Origin of the sequence: Arsenicicoccus sp. UBA7492 (assembly GCF_002479615.1) — a bacterium.
Classification (GTDB): domain Bacteria; phylum Actinomycetota; class Actinomycetes; order Actinomycetales; family Dermatophilaceae; genus Arsenicicoccus; species Arsenicicoccus bolidensis.
Window position 1 is genome coordinate 170,587 of sequence record NZ_DLOE01000028.1, and the last position, 19,740, is coordinate 190,326.

Consider the following 19,740-nt stretch of genomic DNA (forward strand, 5'->3'; position numbering starts at 1 on the left):
GGTCACCTGCGAGAGTGCGCCCGCTGCTGCGCTGCTCACCGGGGCTGACATGTCAGGATGCTGGCATGACGACGTCGCAGCGCCACGCCGCCCTCACCGACCGAGGGCGCGTCAGCGACCACAACGAGGACGCGTATGCCGTCGACGACGACCTGTGGGTCGTGGCGGACGGGATGGGCGGGCACGCCGGCGGGGAGATCGCCAGCCAGGTGGCCGTCGACGCCGTCGTGCGGATGGCCGGTGGCGGCGCGGTCGGACGCAGCGCGGACGTGCAGGGACTGCTCGAGGATGCCGTCGCCGCCGCGCGCGGCGCGGTCGTCGACCGGTCCCGTCAGGACCCCGCGACGGTCGGCATGGGGACGACGCTCGTCGTCGCCGCCCGCAGCGGGGACGGGCAGCTCGTGGTCGCGTGGGTGGGCGACAGCCGGGCCTACCTGCTCGTCGACGGGGACCTGGTGGCCCTCACCAGCGACCACAACGTCGCCCAGGAGATGGTGGACCTCGGGATGATCACGCTCGAGCAGGCACGCACGCACCCGGGGCAGTACCGCATCACGCGCGCGATCACCGACGACCCGCAGAGCGAGGCGACCCCCGGCGTGGCGGTCGTGCCCGCGGCCGGACGCCTGCTCCTGTGCTCGGACGGCCTCAACGGCGAGCTCGAGGACTCCCGGATCGCCGCCCTGCTCGCCGACCACGACCCCGGCACCGCCAGCCGGGCCCTGGTCCACGAGGCCCTCGACGCCGGCGGCCGCGACAACGTCACCGTGGTGGTCGTCGACCTGTGAGCAGGCTGCGCCGTCCAGTCGATGTCGCCGCTCTCGCCACCCTGCTGATGGGCGCGACCGGCCTCGGTGCCTGCGCCCCGCCGGACCCGGAGCCGACGCCCACCCGGCTCGAGCTGTCCACCCCCGGGGACACCCCGCCGGCCGCGCGTGACCTCTCGACCGTCTCGCCGACGGCATCGTCGAGCGGGTCGGCACCCACGAGCCCTGGTATGACGACCCCGGCGACCCCCGCGACCGCTGACGGCACCGGTTCGCCCACGGCGGCGACGACGACGGCGGCTCTGCCGGCCGGGCTCGACCCGGGCAACCGCTTCTACGACACCGACCGTTCGCTGCAGCGATCACCCTGGTTCGCGGGGGCCTGGCCGGTGATGGTGCCCTACGGCTGCACGAGCGCTCCGTACTACGACGCCGACGCGCGGTGCCCCGCCAGCCGGGGCTTCCACCACGGGGTCGACGTGGCCCTGCCGTGCGGCACCGTGATCACGTCCGGCGTGGCCGGCACCGTCGTCGACCCCGCCACCCCGAGGCGGCCGGGTCCGGCATACGGCCCGAACGCCCTCCGCGTCCGCACGACGGACGCGACCCGGGACGTGCTGGTCGGGCATGCCCGCCGGGTCCTGGTCTCCCCCGGTCAGCGGGTGGAGCCGGGCACGCCGCTGGCCGAGGTCGGCGACCTGGGGGCGCCGGACGGCTGCCACCTGCACCTGGAGGTGCGGGCCGCCGGTGGCGCGGTCGACACGGCGACGGACCCTGCTCCGGTGCTGCGGCTCAGCGCGAGCGACCCGGTCGGTGGCTGACCCGGTCCCACCGATCGGCCCCGCGCCGCAGCTGGTAGCGCGACGCCCTCCCCACGAACCACGCCCCGCGGGCGATGCTCGACCCGACGACCAGACCCACGGCGATGGCGCAGATCACGCCCACGGACAGGGCGATCGTGTCCGCCGCGAAGGGCGTGTCCAGCCCGAGCTGGGTCACCGACATCAGGCCGAGCGACCCGGGCACCAGCAGCCAGAAGCTCGGGAGGAACACCACGAGGCGCGGCAGCCGGGGCCGCAGCAGCTCGACCGCGCTGGCCCCGAAGCTCGCCGCCACCGCCCCGAGGAAGGCCCCGAACCACGGGCTCGGCACCAGCGTCTGGCCCACCACCTGCGAGGAGAAGGTGGCGGCCAGGATGAGCAGCACCCAGGGCACGAGCCGCGGCGGGACGGCCTCCATCAGGCTGATGCCGATCGTGAGCAGCAGCAGGCCGAGCAGGGCCGCCCACCAGCCGAGCTCGTGGCTGCGCTCGTTGGCGAGCATGTCCGGTGGCACGCGCAGCAGGACCGCGGCCGCCCCCGCGCCGAGCCCGAAGAGCACGAGCTGGCTGGCGCCGAAGACGAGCCGTGAGGTCCCCGCGACCATCGCGCCGGCAGCCAGCTCGGACAGACCGGTGACGATGAGGGCGCCGGGCAGCAGGACGGCCAGGGGTGGCAGCAGGCTGCGCAGGGGGCCGGGGACCCAGCCGTGCTCCCCCGCCCAGAACGCCAGCACGCTCACCAGGAAGGCCGCCACGCTGGGGAACAGGATCGTGAGCAGCCGGTGCCGTCCGCTGACCCGCATGAGCGCCACGACCAGCGGGCTGCACAGGAGGGCGAAGAGCACGCTGCGTGGTGACGGCTGCAGGATCAGGGCGATGCCGGCGGCCACGAGCGCGCCTCCGGCATACATGCCCGGGACGTCGTAGCGGTGCGGGCGGGCGCGGAGGGTGACCAGTCGCTCGAGCGCCTCCGTCGCGGTGACCGAGCCGTCCTCGAGGCCGCGCTGGATGGCGTTGACCTCGGCGCTCTGGTCGAGGCGCAGCGAGCCCTCGACGGCCTCGAAGGTCGCCGGCGAGCCGTAGCCGAGCGACAGGACCACCCCGGTGGGCAGCGCGGACAGCTGGCAGCCGGACTGGCCCAGCGCCCGCGCGCACCGCCGCACGTCGGCCTCGACCTCGTGGACCGGCATGCCACCCGCGACCAGCGCCGCAGCGAGGTAGGCCAGCAGCCGACGCGTCTGACGCTCGTCGGGGGCGCCCGCGGGCGCGGCCTGCTCGTGTGGCACGAGCGAAGACTACCGTCGGTGACGGCTCCGGCCCTGTGTCTGCCGAGGACCTGCGGGGGTCTGTCGGACGTCGGAGTTACGCTCGTCGCGCCGAGCCCGCACCCCGGACAGGGGCAGGCGGGCGGCATACGACCCGTCCGGAAGGACCCACGTTGAGACTGCGACTCCCCAGGCGACCGGCGACCGAGCCGGCGCCGGCCGACGAGCTGGCGTCGCCCGCGCCAGGGCCGGCCGACGCCTCGGTGTCGTCCGCTCCGGCGGGGCCGACCGGGGCGACGGTGCCCGAGCGCTCGCGGGCGTCGGTCGAGCCGCCCACCGCCACGGTCGCCCTCGACCAGCAGTCGGTATGGCGGGCCGCCTGGGTCGTGGTGGCCGTGGTGGCCCTGGCGCTGTTCGCACGATTCGTGCTCAAGGACGGCGCGCAGGTGCTGTTCACGGTCGTCATGGCCTTCTTCGCGGCCTGCGCGATGGAGCCCGCCGTCTCGCGGCTGGCCACCCGGATGCCTCGCCCGGTCGCCACGGCTCTGGTGATGCTGGGGGTGGCGCTGCTCGCCGTCGCGTTCTTCCTCGCCTTCGGCGGGATGCTGCGCGACCAGCTGACCAGCCTCGTGACCCAGGCCCCCAGCCTCGTCCAGTCGGCCGTCGAGCAGGCCAACCAGCGCTTCGGCCTCGACATCGACCAGAGCTCGATCATGGACCGGCTCAACCTCACCTCCGAGCGCATCACCGCCCTGGCTGGCCAGGTGGCGACCGGGCTGCTGGGCTTCGTCACGAGCCTGCTGTCGGCGCTGCTCAGCACCTTCGCCTTCCTGCTGTTCACCTTCTACCTCTCCGCCGACTCGCCGCGGCTGCGCACCTGGCTGGCCCGGCTGTTCCCGCCCCGGCTGCAGGGCGTCGTCCTCAGCATGTGGGAGATCGGGCTGGTCAAGGTCGGCGGCTACGTCTCGAGCCGGCTGGTCCTCGCCGCCATCAACGCCACGGCCATGGGCCTGTTCATGTGGTTCATCGACCTGCCCTACTGGCTGCCGCTGGCGCTGTGGACCGGCCTGGTCGCGCAGTTCGTGCCCAACATCGGCACCTACGTGTCCATCGTGCTGCCGGTCCTCGTCGGCCTCGTGAGCAGCGAGCCGCGCGACGGGCTCTGGGTGCTGATCTACGCGATCGCCTACCAGCAGGTGGAGAACGTCTTCGTCGAGCCCCGCATCAGCGCGCGGGCCGTCGACGTCCACCCCGCCGTGGCGTTCGCGTCGGCGATGATGGGTGGCGCGCTGTTCGGAGCCTCCGGTGCCCTGCTCGGCGTGCCCGTCGGCGCCACGATCATGGCGCTGTTCGACCTCTACAAGCGCAGGTACGAGTTCTCCGAGGCCGCCGAGGCGGTGGCCGTCGCCGCGGCCGCGGGCGAGCCGGTCCAGGAGTCGGTGCGGGCCGAGCTCGACCACTACGACATCTGACCACGACGACATCTGAGGGCGACGCAGCCTGACGGACCTCCCGCCCCCCGGCATACGGTGGAGGCATGACGAGCACGCGCACCGAACGAGACAGCATGGGCACCGTCGAGGTGGCCGAGGACCGCTACTGGGGGGCGCAGACGCAGCGCAGCCTGGGCAACTTCGACATCGGGCGGGACACCTTCGTGTGGGGCTCCCCCATGATCCGGGCCCTCGGCATCCTCAAGAAGTCGGCGGCCCTGGCCAACGCCGAGCTGGACCAGCTCCCCCAGGACGTCGCCGACCTGGTCGTCCGGGCCGCCGACGAGGTGATCGCCGGGCGACTCGACGACCACTTCCCCCTCGTCGTCTTCCAGACCGGGTCCGGCACGCAGTCCAACATGAACGCCAACGAGGTGGTCTCCAACCGCGCCATCGAGCTGGCCGGCGGGGTCATGGGGAGCAAGGAGCCGGTGCACCCCAACGACCACGTCAACCGCGGCCAGTCCAGCAACGACACCTTCCCCACGGCCATGCACATCGCCGTGGCCCTCGAGCTGACCGAGCGGCTCTATCCCTGCGTCGAGGCGCTGCGCGACGAGCTCGCCCGCAAGAGCGAGGAGTTCGCCGACGTCGTCAAGGTCGGACGCACCCACCTGCAGGACGCCACCCCCATCACCCTCGGGCAGGAGATCGGCGGCTGGGTCGCCCAGGTCGACCAGGCCCTCGACGCCGTCCGCCAGTCCGAGGGCCGCGTCCTCGAGCTCGCGATCGGGGGCACCGCGGTCGGCACCGGGCTCAACGCCCACCCGGAGTTCGGCGCGCTCGCGGCCCGCAAGATCGCCGACGAGACCGGCCTGGACTTCGTGCAGGCGCCCAACCTCTTCGCGGCGCTGTCCGCGCACGACGCCCTCGTCGGCGTGAGCGCGGCGCTGCGCACGCTGGGCGGCGCGCTGATGAAGATCGCCAACGACGTCCGCTGGCTCGCGTCCGGCCCCCGCAACGGCATCGGCGAGATCACCATCCCCGAGAACGAGCCCGGGTCGAGCATCATGCCGGGCAAGGTCAACCCCACCCAGTGCGAGGCGCTGACCATGGTCGCCACCCGCGTCTTCGGAAACGACGCGACCGTCGCCTTCGCCGGGTCGCAGGGCAACTTCCAGCTCAACGTCTACAAGCCCGTGATGGCGCACGCCGTGCTCGAGTCGATCCGGCTGCTCTCCGACGCGTGCGAGTCCTTCCGGGTGCACTGCGCCGTCGGCATCGAGCCGCAGCGCGAGCGCATCGAGGCCAACCTCGAGCAGAACCTCATGGTGGTGACCGCGCTCAACCGGCACATCGGCTACGACAAGGCCGCCGCCATCGCCAAGCGCGCCCACAAGGAGGGCACGACCCTGCGTGAGGCGGCGATCGCCAGCGGCGACGTGGGCGAGGCCGACTTCGACCGCTGGGTCGTGCCGATGGACATGACCCACCCGTCCGCCTGACCCGCTCCTCCCCTAGCACCACCCCCCGACACAGCCCGCAACATCGTGAGGGTTTGGTCCAACATCCTTGGACCAAACCCTCACGATCTGCGTGGGTCCGGGGCAGCGGGCTAGGCGGGCGCGTGCAGCAGCTCGAGCATCTCGGGCAGGTCGAAGTACTCGCAGATCGCGATCGCCGAGCGTTCACCCGTCGCCGGGTCGGCCCCGGCGTCGAGCAGGAGACCCACGATCGTCGCGTTCCTGCGGAAGCACGCCGACGCCAGCGCGGTCTGCCCGTTGTCGTTGACCCGCTCGGTGTCGGCGCCGCGCGCGAGCAGCGCCGACACGAGCTCCGCGTGCTGGTGGTACGCCGCGAGGATCAGCAGCGTGTCGCCCTTGGAGTTGGTCAGGTTGACCGGCAGACCCTCGTCGACGAGACGAGGCAGCTGCGGGTCGCCGTCGCGAGCCAGGTCGAAGCATCCCTGCAGGAAGGCCAGCTCCTCCTCGGTCAACGGCTCCATCAGCAGGGGCGGCCCTGCGGGGCGCGGGCCGCGGTCTGGCCGGCGTCGCGCTGCACGACCCCGCCGAGCGCGTCGTCGATGCGTCGCAGGATGTCGTCGTCGAGACGCACCCCGGCGGCCTTGACGTTGTCCTTGATCTGCTCCGGGCGGGAAGCCCCGACCAGGGCGGCGGCCACGTTGTCGTTCTGCAGGACCCACGCGACGGCCAGCTGCGGCATCGTCAGCCCGGCGTCCTTGGCGACGGGGACCAGCTGCTGCACGGCCTCGAGCACGTCATCGCGCATGAGGTCGCGCATGCTCTGGCCCGCCTCGGAGTGTCCGGCGCGGGTGTCCGAGGACGGCTGCTGACCGGGGAGGTACTTGCCGGAGAGGACGCCCTGCGCCATGGGGCTCCACACGATCTGGGAGATGCCGAGCTCCTCGCAGGCGGGGACGACCTCGGGCTCGATGACGCGCCACAGCATGGAGTACTGCGGCTGGCTCGAGACCAGCGAGATGCCGAGGTCCTTGGCGAGGGCGTGACCAGCGCGGATCTGGTCGGCGGTCCACTCGCTCACGCCGATGTAGAGCGCCTTGCCCTGCCGGACGATGTCGGCGAAGGCCTGCATCGTCTCCTCCAGCGGCGTCTCGGTGTCGAACCGGTGCGCCTGGTAGAGGTCGACGTAGTCGGTCTGCAGGCGGCGCAACGAGCCGTCGATCGACTCCATCACGTGCTTGCGGGACAGTCCGCAGTCGTTGTGACCGCCGGGCCCGGTCGGCCAGTAGACCTTGGTGAAGATCTCCAGCGACTCGCGCCGCTCGCCCTTGAGGGCCTCGCCGAGGACGGTCTCGGCCTTGGTGTTGGCATAGACGTCGGCGGTGTCGAAGGACGTGATCCCCTCGTCGAGGGCGGCGCGCACGCACTGCTTCGCCGTCTCGTTCTCGACCTGGGAGCCGTGGGTGAGCCAGTTGCCGTAGGTGATCTCGCTGATCTTGAGACCGCTGTTGCCGAGGTATCGAAACTCCATGCCAGCCACCGTAGGCCGCATCGGCGGCTCGTGGGGAGTCGCGCTTAGGCGCAGTGCACGCAGCGGGCGGTCGTGGGGCGGGCGACGAGCCGTCCGGCGGGGACGGGCTCGCCGCACACCTCGCAGCGCCCGTCCCACCCGCCGTCGAGCCGGGCCGTCGCGGCGTGGATCTCGGCGAGCCGGGCACGCACGTCCCGCAGGAGCGCGGCGGTCTGCTCGCGGTCCCAGGCGATGGTCTGGCCCTCGGGGTCGTGCTCGTCGTCGGCGTTGCTGGACCGGCTGGCGTCGACGATGCGCGACCGGTCCTGCTCCAGGTCCCGGACGCGCTCCAGGGTCTGTCGGCGCAGGGCGTCGAGGGCGGTGCGCACCTCGGGAGGGACCATCCCAGCAGTATGCCGGTCACGCCTGCCTGGCGTCGGCAGCGCGACGCATCCTGAATCGTATGATATTTGCGTCATGACGCCGGGCTTCGTCATACTTGTCAGTGGTGACACAACGGGGTGCCCGCACCATGCACACCGACGACAGGAGGTCACCCGATGACTCGCATGAAGACCTGGCTCCGTTCCTTCGACCGCTGGACGCTCGCCGCGTTCAACCCGGAGGTGCCGGGCTACCGGGGTCGCTGACCGACCCCGACCGCTCACGACCGAAGGCCCCGCCGCGTCCCCCGCGTGGCGGGGCCTTCGGCGTCCGAGTACGCCGAGGACGCAGAAGACGCAAGGTGCGCATCGGTCCTCGATAGGGTCGACGGATGGATCCGAGCCCGCTGAGATATCTGTCCGACGCCGAGGTCCAGGGGCTGCTCCCCGAGCCGAGGACCGCCGTCTCGCTGGCGCGCCGAGCCCTCGTGGCGCGGGCCGAGGGGCGCGCGCAGGTGCCGCCCAAGCCGGCCGTCCGCCTCGCCGGTGACGGCTTTGCCAACGCGATGCCCGCGGCCGTGCTCGACGAAGACCTGCTCGGGTGCAAGTGGGTGACCCTGGTCCCCGACAACCCCGCCCGCGGCCTGCCCACCGCCCAGGGCGTGATGATCCTCAGCGACGCCCGCACCGGCGAGACGCGGGCCCTGATGGGGGCCGCCGCCCTCACCGCTCAGCGGACCGCCGCCGTCAGCGGCGCCTGCCTCGACGCGCTCGGTGACCGGTCGTCGCCCGTCGCGTTCCTCGGCGCGGGGGTCCAGGCGCGGTCGCACCTGCTGGTGCTGGAGGCCCTGGGGTATGCCGAGACCCGGGTCTACGCCCGCCGCCCCGAGGCGCGCGAGGACCTGTCGGCGTGGGCGGCCGAGGCCGTGCCCACCTTGAGGCTCGAGGTCACCGACGACCCGAGGGCCGCGGTCGAGGGCGCCGGCACCGTCATCACGCGGTTGAGCATCGGCCTGCGCGGCCAGGAGCTGGACCCGGGGTGGGTGCGCGAGGACGCGCTGCTGCTGCCGCTGGACTACTCGAGCAGCGTCGGCAGCCGGCTCGCCCGCGAGGCGACCCTGGTCTCGGACGACGTCGAGCAGCTGGCCGCCGTCGCCCCGGCCAAGCTCGCCGCCGACTATCCGCCGGCCACCGGGTGGACGGGCGACGCGATCCGTCAGCCTCGGCCTGCCGGACGGCTCGTCTGCCAGAACCTCGGCATCGCGGCGACCGACGTCGTCTTCGCGGCATACGTCGCGGACCGGGCCGCCGACCGCGGGGCCGGCACGGTGCTCGCCCGCTGACCGCGGGCGTCGAGCGACCGTCGAGTCTCCCGGCTGACAACCTCCCCCCGGCCCGGCCGCCCTGGTGGGATGAGAGCGTCAGCCCACGACCAAGGAGACGCGACCGTGAAGCGCATCGGCTACTTCCTGTCCTGCGAGGAGTACTCCCCCACCGAGATCGTCGAGCAGGCCCGCCTCGCCGGGGAGGCAGGCTTCGACGCCCTGTGGATCAGCGACCACTTCCACCCCTGGACCAACGAGCAGGGCGAGTCCGCCTTCGTGTGGTCCGCGATCGGCGCGATCAGCCAGGTCTGCGACCTCCCGGTGACGACGGCCGTGACCTGCCCGACCGTGCGCATCCACCCGGCGATCATCGCGCAGGCCGCCGCCACCAGCGCCGCGCTCCTCGGCCCCGGCCGCTTCACTCTTGGCGTCGGCTCCGGCGAGGCGCTCAACGAGCACATCCTCGGCGACGTCTGGCCGCACGCCGACCTGCGCCTGGAGATGCTCGAGGAGGCGATCGGCCTGATCCGGCGCCTGTGGACCGGCGAGGTCGTGTCCCACGAGGGCGTCCACTACACGGTCGACACGGCCCGGATCTACTCCCTGCCTGAGGAGCTGCCGCAGATCTACGTCTCGGCGTTCGGGCCCAAGGCGCTGGACCTGGCCTGCCGCGTCGGCGACGGCTTCATCTCGGTCATGCCCGACGCCGAGGGGGTCTCGACCTTCCGCCAGGCCAAGGGCGCCCACGCCCCGACCCAGGCGGGCTTCAAGGTCGGCTGGGGCTCGGACAAGGAGCAGGCCATCGACGACGCCTACCGCCTGTGGCCCAACGCGGGGGTGCCGGGCGAGCTGAGCCAGGTGCTGCCGAGCCCCCAGCACTTCGAGCAGGCGGCCGAGCTCGTGACCCGCGACAAGATCGCGGGGTCGGCGACCTTCGGCGACTCCGTGCAGGAGCACGTCGACGCGTTCACGCCGTTCGTCGAGGCCGGGTTCGACGACGTCTACGTCGCCAACATGGGGCCGCGCTACGCCGAGATGATCGAGGCGTACGGCAAGGAGGTCCTGCCCGAGCTGCGGTCTCGTCACGTGCGCGCCTGACCGCTGCGCCCACCCGTCCCGTCATACCGCCCTCGACCACCAGGAGTCCTCATGACCCACGACACCAGCCGGACCGACCAACCGACGACCCGGCCACGCACCCCGCTCGCCGCACCCCTCCACGCGATCGAGAGCTCCACCGCGCTCGATCCCGTCGTGGCGGTGGGCGATCGCGTCTCCGGGGCGATCGTCGCCGACGACCTGCGGCGCCAGGTGCTGCAGGGCGCCTGGCTCGGCCACGCGCTGCACCCCCTGCTCGTCGAGGTGCCCATGGGCACGTGGATGAGCGCGAGCCTGCTCGACCTCGCCGGCGACGACGCCTCGCGCGACGGGGCCCGCCTGCTGACGGGCGTCGGCGTGCTGGCGGCCGTTCCGGCCGCGCTGTCGGGCTGGTCGGAGTATGCCGAGACCGACACCCGCTCCCGTCGCGTCGGGGTGGTCCACGCCATCGCCAACGGCGCCGGTGCCGGGCTGCAGGTCGCGTCGTGGGTGGCGCGTCGCAACGGTCAGCACCGGCTCGGCGCGGCCCTGGGGCTCGTCGCCCTCGGCGCCGTGGGGGCGGGCGGCTTCCTCGGCGGGCACCTCGCGGCGGCGCGCAAGGTCGGCACGCACGACCCCTCCTTCATCCCCGAGCAGCCCTACCTCAGGTAGTCACGTCCGCCCGGGTTGGCACGCCAGGTCGATGTGACGACCTCAGGTAGGCACATCCACCCGGGTTCGCACGCCTGGCCGATGTGTCGACCTGAGGCAGGCACATCCGCCCAGGTTCGCACGCCAGGCCGATGTCTCGACCTCAGGCAGATCCGGCGGAGCCGCCGTCGGGGCACTCTCGGGCATGCCGGTCGCGACCGCTCGCCTAGGACGCGACGACCCGGACGGCCGATCGGTAGACCCACGGCACGTGGGCCGCAGCCGTGACCAGGTGTCGTCGCACGAACGCCGATCGCGTGGCCACGACGAGCCCGCCCGTGAGCGCCCGGGCGGGCAGCCCGATGGTGTGCCAGTGCGCCTCGTAGCGGCTGGGGTCACCGGCCGCGACGGCCTCCACGGCGGCCCTCGCCTGTCGCCACCCGAGCGTCAGCCCCTCCCCCGTCAGCGCGTCGACGTAGCCCGCGGCGTCGCCGGCCAGCAGCACCCGACCGGCAACCTGACGCGCCGCGCGCTGCCGCAACGGTCCCGCACCGCGCACCTCGTCCAGAGGCTCGGCGCCCGCGAACCTGTCTGCCAACCTAGGGATCTCGGCGAGGTGCTCCAGGAATCCCCCGACGCGACCGGTCAGCACCGCGACCCCCACGACGTCCTCGGCGACCGGCGTGACATAGGCCTCGCAGGACCGCCCCCAGTGGACCTCCACGTGGTCCGTCCACGGCGCGACCCGGTAGTGCCGTCGCAGCCCACGCCTCCGCGGCGCCCGCGACGGACGGTCGAGCCCGAGCAGCCGTCGCGTCGGCGAGAGCAGCCCGTCGGCCGCCACCACGTGCCCGGCGCGCACCTCGCCTCCCCCGGCCAGCCCCACCGTGACCCCGCCGTCGTCCTGGGCCAGGTCCACGACTCGATCCTGCACCTGCCGTATGCCGTCCCCCGCCGCCTCCGTGGCCCGGGTCAGGGCGGCGTGCAAGGTCGTGCGGCGCACGCCGAGCCCAGGCCGCGGCCCGACCGGTGCGTCGGCAGATGGGCCGCGCCCGTCGAGGGACCTGCCGTCGACATACCGGATGCCCCGGATCGGGTGACCGTCCGGGTGGACCCCGAGAGCCGCGAGCTCGGCCACGCCGGCCGGCATGATGCCCTCGCCGCAGGCCTTGTCCACCGGCGACGGGCGGGGCTCGACGACGACGGCGCTCATCCCGAGCCGCGCCGCGTGCAGCGCCGCGACGAGCCCGACCGGCCCGCCGCCGACGACGACCAGATCCACGTCCGCCCTGGCGTGAGCGTCGGCCCCGGTGCCTGGTGCTCGGGGGTCCCTCGCCACCGTCAGGCCGTCTCGTCCAGCGCGCGCAGCGCCTGCTCCTCGACCCGGATGCGGCGAGCCAGCAGGGCGGCGTTGGCGATCGTGAATCCCGCTGCAGTCCAACGGGACCCGTGCACCATCGGCAGGGCGACGCCCTCGACGACGACGGCGACGTAGTTGGGGTGGTCCAGGTAGCGGTAGGGGCCGCCCGTGACCCGGGAGGCGCCGGGCACCACGATCACGCGCGTGTTCCACTGCGGACCGAGGGTGCGGATGCACCACCAGCGCAAGGCCTGGGCGGCGCCGACGCCGGCGAGGGCGACCCACCCGCCGCGCCCGAACCGCCGCCCGCCCCAGTGCATCTCGGCGAGGCACGCCCCGAGCAGCCCGGTGTGCAGGGCCACCATGGCCGGGTAGTGCTCGCGCCCCACCTCGTGCCCGCTCTGGGCGAGGGACCAGGCAGCGTTGCGGCGCGACACCACCAGCTCCGCGAGGCGCTCGGCCGCGACGACGGCGACCAGTCCGGCATACGCCGTCTGGCTCCTCATCGGGCGTCCTCGGGCGCCCGCAGCAGGACCATCTCGAGGCAGAAGCCGGGGCCCATGGCGAGCAGCATCCCCAGCGACCCGGGCCGTGGTGGGCGGGTCCGGAGCGTGTCGGCGAGGACGTGCAGCACCGACGCCGAGGACAGGTTGCCGATCGCGGCGAGGGAGTCCCAGGTGACGCCGAGGGCGTCGCGGGGCACCTCGAGCGCCTCTTGCATGGCCTCGAGGACCTTGGGGCCGCCGGGGTGCGCGACCCACCACTCGATGTCGTCACGCGTGAGGTCGTGCAGCGCCAGGAACCCGTCGACGTCCTCGCGGACGTGCGAGCGCACCAGCTCGGGCACCTCGACGCCGAGGACGATCCGCAGCCCCGTGGCGCCGACGTCCCAGCCCATGGCGCGCTCGGTGTCGTCGTAGAACCGCGAACGGGTGTCCAGCACCTCGGGCCGGGTGGGCGTCGAGCCGGACGACCGGTCTGGTGCTCCCTGGTCGGTCGCCCGCTCGGCGGCCCGGTCGGCGCCGAGCATCACCACGGCCGCTGCTCCGTCCCCGAAGAGGCCGCTGGCCACCATGTTGGCGGGCGTGGTGTCGTCCCGCTGCACGGTGAGGCTGCACATCTCCGTCGCGACCAGCACGGCCACGTGCGCGGGATGACCGACGAGATGGTCGTGCACGCGGGCGATCCCGGCCGCTCCCGCGACGCACCCCAGGCCGACGAGCGGCACGCGCCGCACGTCGGACCGCATGCGCAGGCGCGCGGCGATCCGCGCGTCGATCGACGGCACGGCGAGACCCGTGACGGTGGCGCTGACGAGCAGGTCCACGTCGCGCGGTGCGAGCCCCGCCTCGGCGAGGGCCGCCTCGACGGCCTGGCACCCGAGCTCGACCGCCGCCTCGATGAAGGCGTCGTTGGCCTCGCCGAAGTCCGCCAGTCCCACGTAGCGCTCGAGCGGCAGGGCCAGGTGCCGTGTCCGCACCCCCGCGTTGGCGTGCACCTGGTCGAGCATCCGACGCCGGGCACCGGACGCGGCACCGGTGAACTCCGCCACCGCGTCGGTGATCTCGTGCTGAGAGTAGCGGTGCGGCGGCAGCGCCCCGCGGACGGCCACCACGGCGCTGGGGAGCGCAGGCCTCCGCCCGAGGCCGCCCGGGCCTAGCGTGGGCTCATGCCCGCTCCCCTGCTGTCCTTGCTGGCGACCACCTGCCATCCGGGCCCGACCGCGGTCGTCACCGGCCTCACCACGGCCCTCGCGGTCGGCTGCGGTCTGCCCCGCCGACGGGTCCTGCTCGTGGGCGCGACCGTCCTGTCCGGGCAGCTGACCATCGGTTGGAGCAATGACCTGCTCGACGCCGGGCGCGACCGGGTCGCGGGACGCGTCGACAAGCCGCTCGCCGCCGATCCGGGGGCGGCGAGGGTGGTCCGCCGGGCCCTCGGGGTGGCCGCTGGTGCCTGTCTGCTCCTGTCGAGCAGGTGCGGTGGTGCTGCCGGAGTCGTCCATGTGGTCCTCGTCGTCGGGTCGGGCTGGGCATACAACGCTGGTCTCAAGCGCTCGACCGCCTCGATCCTGCCGTATGCCGTGGCCTTCGGGGGGCTTCCGCACGTGCCGCATCTGACCAGAGGTGGTCCGCGCCAGGGCCCGGCGCCGTTGTGGCAGACGGTCGCCGGCGCGCTTCTCGGCTGCTCCGCCCACCTGCTGAACGTCCTGCCCGACCTCGACGACGACGCCGCCACCGGGGTGCGCGGCTACCCGCACCGGTGGTCCCCGGCGTCGCTGCGGGCCCAGGCCGTGGCTGGGCTGGCCGGCGCCCAGCTCGCCGTGCTGGCCGGGGCGCGCCCACCCGCTCGATCCGCACGCGTCGCGGTGGGGCTCGGTGCTGCGCTCGCGGCGGGCGTCCTCGGCGGTCGTGGCAAGGCACCGTTCTGGTGCGCGGCCGGGATGGCCGTCTGCGACGTGGCACTGTGGGCGGTGGCGGGGCGAGGATGGGACGGAGGCACCCCACCGTCGTGGACGCCACCACCATCGACAGCTCCAGCAGCTGCGCCATCACCAGCAGGACGAGGAGAGATCGCATGAGGTTCACGCGGAGCGGCGGGCAGTCCGCCCCCGGGCCGCAGGACTGGTTCAGCGGCGCGGTCTACATCGACGGGATCCGCAACCCGGACGAGCAGTCCGCGGTGGGCTGCGCGCACGTGCGGTTCACGCCGGGCGCCCGCACCGCGTGGCACACCCACCCCAAGGGCCAGACGCTCTACGTCACCGACGGCATCGGGTATGTCGCGAGCCGTGGCGGCGAGGTGCGCGAGATCCGCCCGGGGGACGTCGTCTACATCGAGCCGGGCGAGGAGCACTGGCACGGCGCGACGCCGGACCGCTTCATGGCGCACGTCGCGATCCAGGAGGCGGACGACCAGGGCGAGGTCGTGACCTGGCTGGACCACGTCACCGACGAGGAGTACGGCGCCTGACCCGCCCACCGGCTGCCCGGCTCACCTGCTCACCTATTCGCCCGCTCACCCGCTGACGCGTCAGGCGGGCAGCGGCTCGGTCGCGTGCAGCCGCCCGTCGACGAGCTCAAGCACCCGGTCGGCATAGGCCACGATCATCGGGTCGTGGGTGGTGACCACCGCGGTCATGCCCCGTTCCCGCACCAGCTGCACGATGAGCGTCATCACCTCGCGCGCCGTCTCGGAATCGAGCTGCCCCGTGGGCTCGTCGGCGAGGAGCACGGCCGGCTCACCGACGAGGGCCCGGGCGAGGGACACGCGCTGCTGCTGCCCGCCCGAGAGCTGGCGCGGCGTCTGTCGCGCGTGCGGTCCGAGGCCGACCCGCTCGAGCACCTCGGCCACGCGACGGTCCCGCTCCCCCGGGTCGGTCCGGGTCAGCCGCAGCGGCACGGAGACGTTCTCGGCGGCGGTGAGCTCGAGCACGAGCCCGAACGACTGGAACACGTAGGCCACGTGCTCGCGGCGCAGCCTGAGCCGGCCCGCCTCGTCCAGGGCGCGCACGTCGACGCCGTCGACGCGGACCTCGCCCTCGTCGGCGTCGTCCAGGCCGCCGGCGACGTGGAGCATCGTGGTCTTGCCCGAGCCGGACCGCCCGCGGACGGCCAGCAGCTCGCCGCGCGGCACGGCCAGGTCGATCCCCTGCAGGGCGTGCACCGCGCCCGCCCCCGTGCCGAAGCTCTTGGCCACTGCGCGCAGCTCGATCATCAGGTCGGTCGTCTCAGTCATGGCGCCGGTGCCTCCCTGGCTCGCCCTCGGTGTCTGCGGTGTACCCGTTGTCTCCGGTGTGCCCGGTGTGCCCGGTGTCCTCGGTGTGCTCTGTGTCCTCGGTGAGAGCGGCTCGCTCACGTCGTGTCCGGGGCGTGGCCCCGTCGTGACCCGGCCAGACGCCGATGTGGTCGCTCTCGAGGTCCAGCCGCACGCGGTCCCGCAGCTCGAGCGCGTGGGTGAACTCCCGGGGCAGCTGCAGGCGTCCAGCCCGGTCGAGCACGGCATACTCCTCGCTGACCAGGGCCGAGCGCCCCTCGGCGTCGACCTCGGTGCGCCGCAGCACCTCCGAGCTGGTGCGTCCGTCGCGGATGCCGACGGTGCGCTGGACCTGCCCCGACACCGCCTGGTCGTGGGTGACCACGACGACCGTGACGCCGAGCTCGGCGTTGGCTGTGCGGATGGCGGCGAAGACGTCGTCGGCCGTGCGGGTGTCGAGCTCGCCGGTGGGCTCGTCGGCGAGCAGGACCTGCGGGTGGTTGGCCAGGGCCACGGCCAGCCCGACCCGCTGCTGCTGCCCGCCGGACAGCTCGGCGAGCCGGCGGTCGGCGCACTCCGCGAGCCCGAGCAGGCCCAGCAGGTCACTCACCCGGCCCCCGACCTCCTCCCGAGGACGACCCGCCAGGCGCATCGGGACGGCTACGTTCTCGGCGGCCGTGAGATAGGGCAGCAGGTTGTCGCTCGCCTGCTGGTAGAGGAACCCGACCGTCTCGCGGCGGAAGCGCAGCCGCTCGCGACGCCGCATGGCGACGAGGTCGTGCCCCGCGACCCTCGCGGCCCCGGCGGTGGGCCGGTCCAGCCCCGAGAGCACGCGCAGCAGGGTCGACTTGCCGCTGCCGGACGCACCGACGACGGCGACGAGCTCACCGGCGGCGACGGACAGGTCGAGCCCCTGCAGCGCCACCACCTCGACACCTTCGGACGTGAAGATGCGCACGACGTTGTCGCACTCGACGAGCGGTCTGCCCCGCTCCGCCTCGGTCTGGGTCGTCGTCATCACTGGTCTCCTGCCCTGAGGTGGCGCGTGAGGCTGAGTCTGGTGGCGGATCGCAGGTCGAGCGCCACGACGGCGCTGACCAGCACGGACAGGCCGATCGCGATGGCGGCGACCGTTGGCCAGGACGGGACGAGCCTCGGATAGGCCTCCCCGCCCGCGAAGGGTGCCAGGTCGACCAGCCGAGGGAGCAGCCAAGGCAGGCCGAGCCCGGTGGCCAGGCCCGTGACCACGGCGGCCAGGGCGGGCGGCAGCACCTGGACGAGCACGACCGTATGCCGGTCGCGCGCGGGCATGCCGAGCACCCGGGCCCGCGCGAGGAGCTGTCGACGCGCCGCTGCCGTCGCGGCGGTGAGGGCATAGGCCGCGAGCGCGGCCAGGAGTGCCGCCGCGAGCGACGTGAGCAGGACGACGAGCAGCACGTGGCGCGAGAGCGGCTGGTCGGCGGCGCGGGCGGCCACCGTCGTGCGGTCGACGGCCTGCTCGACCAGCGGGCTCAGCGTCCGTGCCTCGGCCACGAGCGAGGCGGACGCGACGGGGGTGGCGCGCACGAGAAGGGTGGTCGTGGGGACCGGTGATCCCGTCAGGCGTTCGACCTGGTCGCGCGGCGCCAGGGCGATCAGCTGCGTCGTGGTGTCCTGCAGGCTCTCGTCGACCACCACCGTGCGGACGGGGGCCGAGCGCCGGTTGATCTCGATCCGCAGCCCGGGCTGGTGCAGGACCGGCCGGTCACGCCCCACCACGAGGGTGACCCCGTCGCCCTGCGGGGAGGTCGAGGTGGAGGTCGCCGTGGAGGTCGCAGTAAACGTCGACGTGGGGGTCGCCGTGGACGTCGACGCCTCGTGCACGGCGATCGGCGTACCGGCTCGCACGGAGGCGACCTCCTGGACGGAGCCGACGCGGACCGCCACCTGCGCCCGTGCGTCTGCGCCGGTGCTGTCCGAGAGCAGCTGTCCGCTGGTCTCCCCCAGGGCGGCCACGGCCTGCACCCCCGGCTTGCGCCGGACGGCGTCGACGACGGATGCGTCGAGGCGCGACCCGGTCACCTGCGCGTCGGCTCCCACCTCGCGCCAGGTCTGCAGCTCGCGGGCCTGGACCAGGGTGTGGCCGAGCGTGGAGGTCAGGACGGCGAGTGCCGCCGCCACCGTGAGGGCCACGAGGGGAAGTCGCGAGGCGCCACCCGCGCGGGCCGCCTGCGTCAGCCCCAGCCAGCTGCGTCCGCCCGGGCGACGGTCGACGATGCGGGCGGCGACGCTGGACGCGGCGCGCACCAGGGCCAGGAGCAGCAGGCCCACCACCACCGCCACGAGCGCGGGCACGGCTTGGACGAGGGGGTCGGGGGTGATGTCGCCCGTGCTCAGCTGCGCAGCGCGGCCAGCGGTGATGAGGTCGTCGCGAGGTGTGGTCGGCTCGGCCGGCCGTTGGCGCACGGTGATCACGGCCAGCACGGCCAGCGCCACGAGTGCCAGCACTGGCGCCAGCCTGGAGGCGGCCCCGACCCGCGCGAGCCGCCCGCCCCGCTGCCCGCGGCCACGATCCCGCGCCCCGAGGACCGTGGCACCGACGTGCGCGAGGACGGCTGCTGCGGCCAGCCCCAGGGCCCACCAGGGAGGCAGGACGGACTGGGTGGTGAGCGCGGCGACGCCCCATCCCAGCGCCGCGCCGAGGACGACCGGCATGCTCACGTCCAGGGCCGCCAGGAGGCCGAGCCGGCTCATAGAGGCCCCACGTGATCGGAGCAGGTCGTCGTCCCGCCGCCGTCGCTCGGTGCGCAGGCGGGCGAGGAGCACGGCGAGCGCCGCCGCCAGCACCAGCAGACCGGTTGTGACGGTGCCGTCGACGAGCCGCGTGGCGCGCACCCCGTCCCGCCACGACGACAACGTGCCGGAGAGGGTCGAGCGGACCGACACCGCCCCGTCCGTGACCTCGCTCGGCGCCGAGGCCACCCGGGCGAGCCCGCTCGTGAGTGCCGGGAGGTCGGCCGGTCGGACGCGTCGGTCGTCGACGCGCCAGGTCCAGGAGTAGTTCACGGTGTTGCTGAGCGCGGGGATGGCGACGACCTGCTGGTGCACGTCCGGCGAGAGGACGAGCCCGACCGCGGGTTGGACGCCACCGTTGGCGCCGCCCTCCTCGATCAGGCTGATCCCGGCGAGCTGAGGCATCCACTGCCAGAGGTCGTCGCGGGGGTCGGTGGGCTCGTAGATGCCGGAGACCAGCAGGTGCAGCCGGGTCGCCGTCCCCGAGGCGGCCGGCATGGTCCACCGCTCGCCGACCTTGGTGCCCCACGAGTCGGCGGCGACCTTGGAGAGTGCCACCTCGAGGGTGGGGATGGTCTCCGGGGGCAGCGTCGCCGGGTCCGGCAGCCCCGGTCCGGCCGTCTGCACGCTGAGGTCCTCGGTGGCCGGCACCGCCGGCAGCACGTGGCGCTCGGCCGAGGGGCGCGGTGCCCGTCCGGCGGTCCAGCGCACCCGGGACTCGAAGGCCGGCGTCAGCACCAGCTGCGAGCTGCGAACGACGCCCTGGGGGGTGGGTGCGAGCGGTTGCGCGTCGTTGGTCGCGGCCATCGGCCGGACGGGGCCGTAGAGCTGGGAGGTCTCCGGGCCCCACAGCCGTTGCACGGACGTCGCGACACGGGCGAACGGCGCGGCTGGATCACCGCCCGGGAACCCTGCGCCGATGCCGGTGGGCAGGGTGACCAGGACCGAGCGGCCCATCACCGGAGCCCGGCGCAGGCTCTCGCCGAGCCAGTCGCGCGAGGCGCGGTCGGTCAACGCCGGCAGCATGGTCACCAGGGCCGTCGTGACGGCGACGACCAGGGCCGTGAGGAGCGTCAGCCCGCGCGTCGTGCGGGCTGACGCAAGCACCAGGCGAGACCAGGTCATCACGTCTCCCCCTCTGCC

At 73.8% G+C, this 19,740-nt stretch carries 19 protein-coding genes; 9 read left to right on the plus strand and 10 right to left on the minus strand.

Features of this window, described 5'->3' with window-relative positions; translation table 11 throughout:
- Nucleotides 1-65: 65 nt before the first annotated feature.
- Entirely contained in the window at nucleotides 66-788 is a 723-nt protein-coding gene (locus tag B4E97_RS08585; RefSeq protein WP_019285782.1) for a PP2C family protein-serine/threonine phosphatase, read from the plus strand.
- A complete protein-coding gene (locus B4E97_RS08590) occupies nucleotides 785-1,588 on the plus strand; it encodes a M23 family metallopeptidase (protein WP_029210573.1) in 804 nt (267 codons plus the stop codon). Before B4E97_RS08585 ends, B4E97_RS08590 begins: the two co-directional genes overlap by 4 nt.
- Here B4E97_RS08590 and B4E97_RS08595 read toward each other — a convergent pair.
- The gene (locus B4E97_RS08595) at nucleotides 1,560-2,873 is read right to left on the minus strand and encodes a threonine/serine ThrE exporter family protein (RefSeq protein ID WP_019285780.1); all 1,314 of its coding nucleotides are present in this window, start codon (nucleotides 2,871-2,873) and stop codon (nucleotides 1,560-1,562) included. The genes B4E97_RS08590 and B4E97_RS08595 overlap by 29 nt on opposite strands.
- A 152-nt stretch (nucleotides 2,874-3,025) precedes the next feature.
- Between B4E97_RS08595 and B4E97_RS08600 the strand changes: the two genes are divergently transcribed.
- Both B4E97_RS08600 and fumC read left to right on the plus strand, forming a co-directional pair.
- Nucleotides 3,026-4,324, plus strand: coding sequence for an AI-2E family transporter (locus tag B4E97_RS08600; protein ID WP_239262386.1), 1,299 nt, complete (start codon nucleotides 3,026-3,028; stop codon nucleotides 4,322-4,324).
- 65 nt (nucleotides 4,325-4,389) lie between these two features.
- A complete protein-coding gene (gene fumC, locus B4E97_RS08605; protein ID WP_286959514.1) occupies nucleotides 4,390-5,790 on the plus strand; it encodes a class II fumarate hydratase in 1,401 nt (466 codons plus the stop codon).
- Between the two features lie 110 nt (nucleotides 5,791-5,900).
- Here fumC and B4E97_RS08610 read toward each other — a convergent pair whose 3' ends face one another.
- Genes B4E97_RS08610 through B4E97_RS08620 form a run of 3 tightly spaced genes read right to left on the minus strand, consistent with a single transcriptional unit; the run spans nucleotide 5,901 to nucleotide 7,680 of the window.
- Nucleotides 5,901-6,290 carry an ankyrin repeat domain-containing protein gene (locus B4E97_RS08610; protein WP_205621812.1) on the minus strand — a complete coding sequence of 130 codons (390 nt, stop codon included), beginning with the start codon at nucleotides 6,288-6,290 and terminating at the stop codon, nucleotides 5,901-5,903.
- Nucleotides 6,290-7,297: an aldo/keto reductase family protein gene (locus B4E97_RS08615; protein WP_029210568.1), complete on the minus strand. Its 1,008-nt coding sequence runs from the start codon at nucleotides 7,295-7,297 to the stop codon at nucleotides 6,290-6,292. The genes B4E97_RS08610 and B4E97_RS08615 overlap by 1 nt, the downstream gene beginning before the upstream one ends.
- 44 nt (nucleotides 7,298-7,341) lie before the next feature.
- Nucleotides 7,342-7,680 (minus strand): TraR/DksA family transcriptional regulator, encoded by a 339-nt coding sequence (locus tag B4E97_RS08620; RefSeq protein WP_286959517.1) that lies wholly within the window; start codon nucleotides 7,678-7,680, stop codon nucleotides 7,342-7,344.
- A gap of 371 nt (nucleotides 7,681-8,051) precedes the next feature.
- On the opposite strand from B4E97_RS08620, the gene B4E97_RS08625 reads away from it, so the two are divergent.
- The 3 genes from B4E97_RS08625 (at nucleotide 8,052) to B4E97_RS08635 (ending at nucleotide 10,733) form a co-directional block, all read left to right on the plus strand.
- Entirely contained in the window at nucleotides 8,052-9,002 is a 951-nt protein-coding gene (locus B4E97_RS08625; protein ID WP_286959519.1) for an ornithine cyclodeaminase family protein, read from the plus strand.
- Between the two features lie 105 nt (nucleotides 9,003-9,107).
- Nucleotides 9,108-10,082, plus strand: coding sequence for a TIGR03557 family F420-dependent LLM class oxidoreductase (locus B4E97_RS08630; protein WP_286959521.1), 975 nt, complete (start codon nucleotides 9,108-9,110; stop codon nucleotides 10,080-10,082).
- Nucleotides 10,083-10,133: 51 nt separating this feature from the next.
- The gene (locus B4E97_RS08635; protein ID WP_286959524.1) at nucleotides 10,134-10,733 is read left to right on the plus strand and encodes a DUF2231 domain-containing protein; all 600 of its coding nucleotides are present in this window, start codon (nucleotides 10,134-10,136) and stop codon (nucleotides 10,731-10,733) included.
- Between the two features lie 205 nt (nucleotides 10,734-10,938).
- Here the strand turns inward: B4E97_RS08635 and B4E97_RS08640 are convergent, their stop codons facing one another.
- Genes B4E97_RS08640 through B4E97_RS08650 form a run of 3 tightly spaced genes read right to left on the minus strand, consistent with a single transcriptional unit; the run spans nucleotide 10,939 to nucleotide 13,687 of the window.
- Entirely contained in the window at nucleotides 10,939-11,994 is a 1,056-nt protein-coding gene (locus B4E97_RS08640; protein ID WP_019285769.1) for an NAD(P)/FAD-dependent oxidoreductase, read from the minus strand.
- Between the two features lie 59 nt (nucleotides 11,995-12,053).
- Complete coding sequence (locus tag B4E97_RS08645) at nucleotides 12,054-12,578, minus strand: isoprenylcysteine carboxyl methyltransferase family protein (protein WP_286959526.1); 525 nt, start codon at nucleotides 12,576-12,578, stop codon at nucleotides 12,054-12,056.
- Nucleotides 12,575-13,687, minus strand: coding sequence for a type III polyketide synthase (locus B4E97_RS08650; RefSeq protein WP_029210563.1), 1,113 nt, complete (start codon nucleotides 13,685-13,687; stop codon nucleotides 12,575-12,577). The genes B4E97_RS08645 and B4E97_RS08650 overlap by 4 nt, the downstream gene beginning before the upstream one ends.
- Nucleotides 13,688-13,741: 54 nt before the next feature.
- Here B4E97_RS08650 and B4E97_RS08655 point away from each other — a divergent pair, with 54 nt between their 5' ends.
- Nucleotides 13,742-14,650 (plus strand): UbiA family prenyltransferase, encoded by a 909-nt coding sequence (locus B4E97_RS08655; RefSeq protein WP_286959156.1) that lies wholly within the window; start codon nucleotides 13,742-13,744, stop codon nucleotides 14,648-14,650.
- Complete coding sequence (locus tag B4E97_RS08660; protein ID WP_239262400.1) at nucleotides 14,647-15,042, plus strand: (R)-mandelonitrile lyase; 396 nt, start codon at nucleotides 14,647-14,649, stop codon at nucleotides 15,040-15,042. Before B4E97_RS08655 ends, B4E97_RS08660 begins: the two co-directional genes overlap by 4 nt.
- 60 nt (nucleotides 15,043-15,102) lie before the next feature.
- Here the strand turns inward: B4E97_RS08660 and B4E97_RS08665 are convergent, their stop codons facing one another.
- Genes B4E97_RS08665 through B4E97_RS08675 form a run of 3 tightly spaced genes read right to left on the minus strand, consistent with a single transcriptional unit; the run spans nucleotide 15,103 to nucleotide 19,722 of the window.
- On the minus strand, nucleotides 15,103-15,807 hold the full coding sequence (locus B4E97_RS08665; RefSeq protein WP_239262402.1) for an ABC transporter ATP-binding protein: 705 nt from the start codon (nucleotides 15,805-15,807) through the stop codon (nucleotides 15,103-15,105).
- The gene (locus B4E97_RS08670) at nucleotides 15,800-16,843 is read right to left on the minus strand and encodes an ABC transporter ATP-binding protein (protein ID WP_286959530.1); all 1,044 of its coding nucleotides are present in this window, start codon (nucleotides 16,841-16,843) and stop codon (nucleotides 15,800-15,802) included. Before B4E97_RS08670 ends, B4E97_RS08665 begins: the two co-directional genes overlap by 8 nt.
- Nucleotides 16,843-19,722: an FtsX-like permease family protein gene (locus B4E97_RS08675; RefSeq protein ID WP_286959532.1), complete on the minus strand. Its 2,880-nt coding sequence runs from the start codon at nucleotides 19,720-19,722 to the stop codon at nucleotides 16,843-16,845. The genes B4E97_RS08670 and B4E97_RS08675 overlap by 1 nt, the downstream gene beginning before the upstream one ends.
- Nucleotides 19,723-19,740 lie beyond the last annotated feature (18 nt).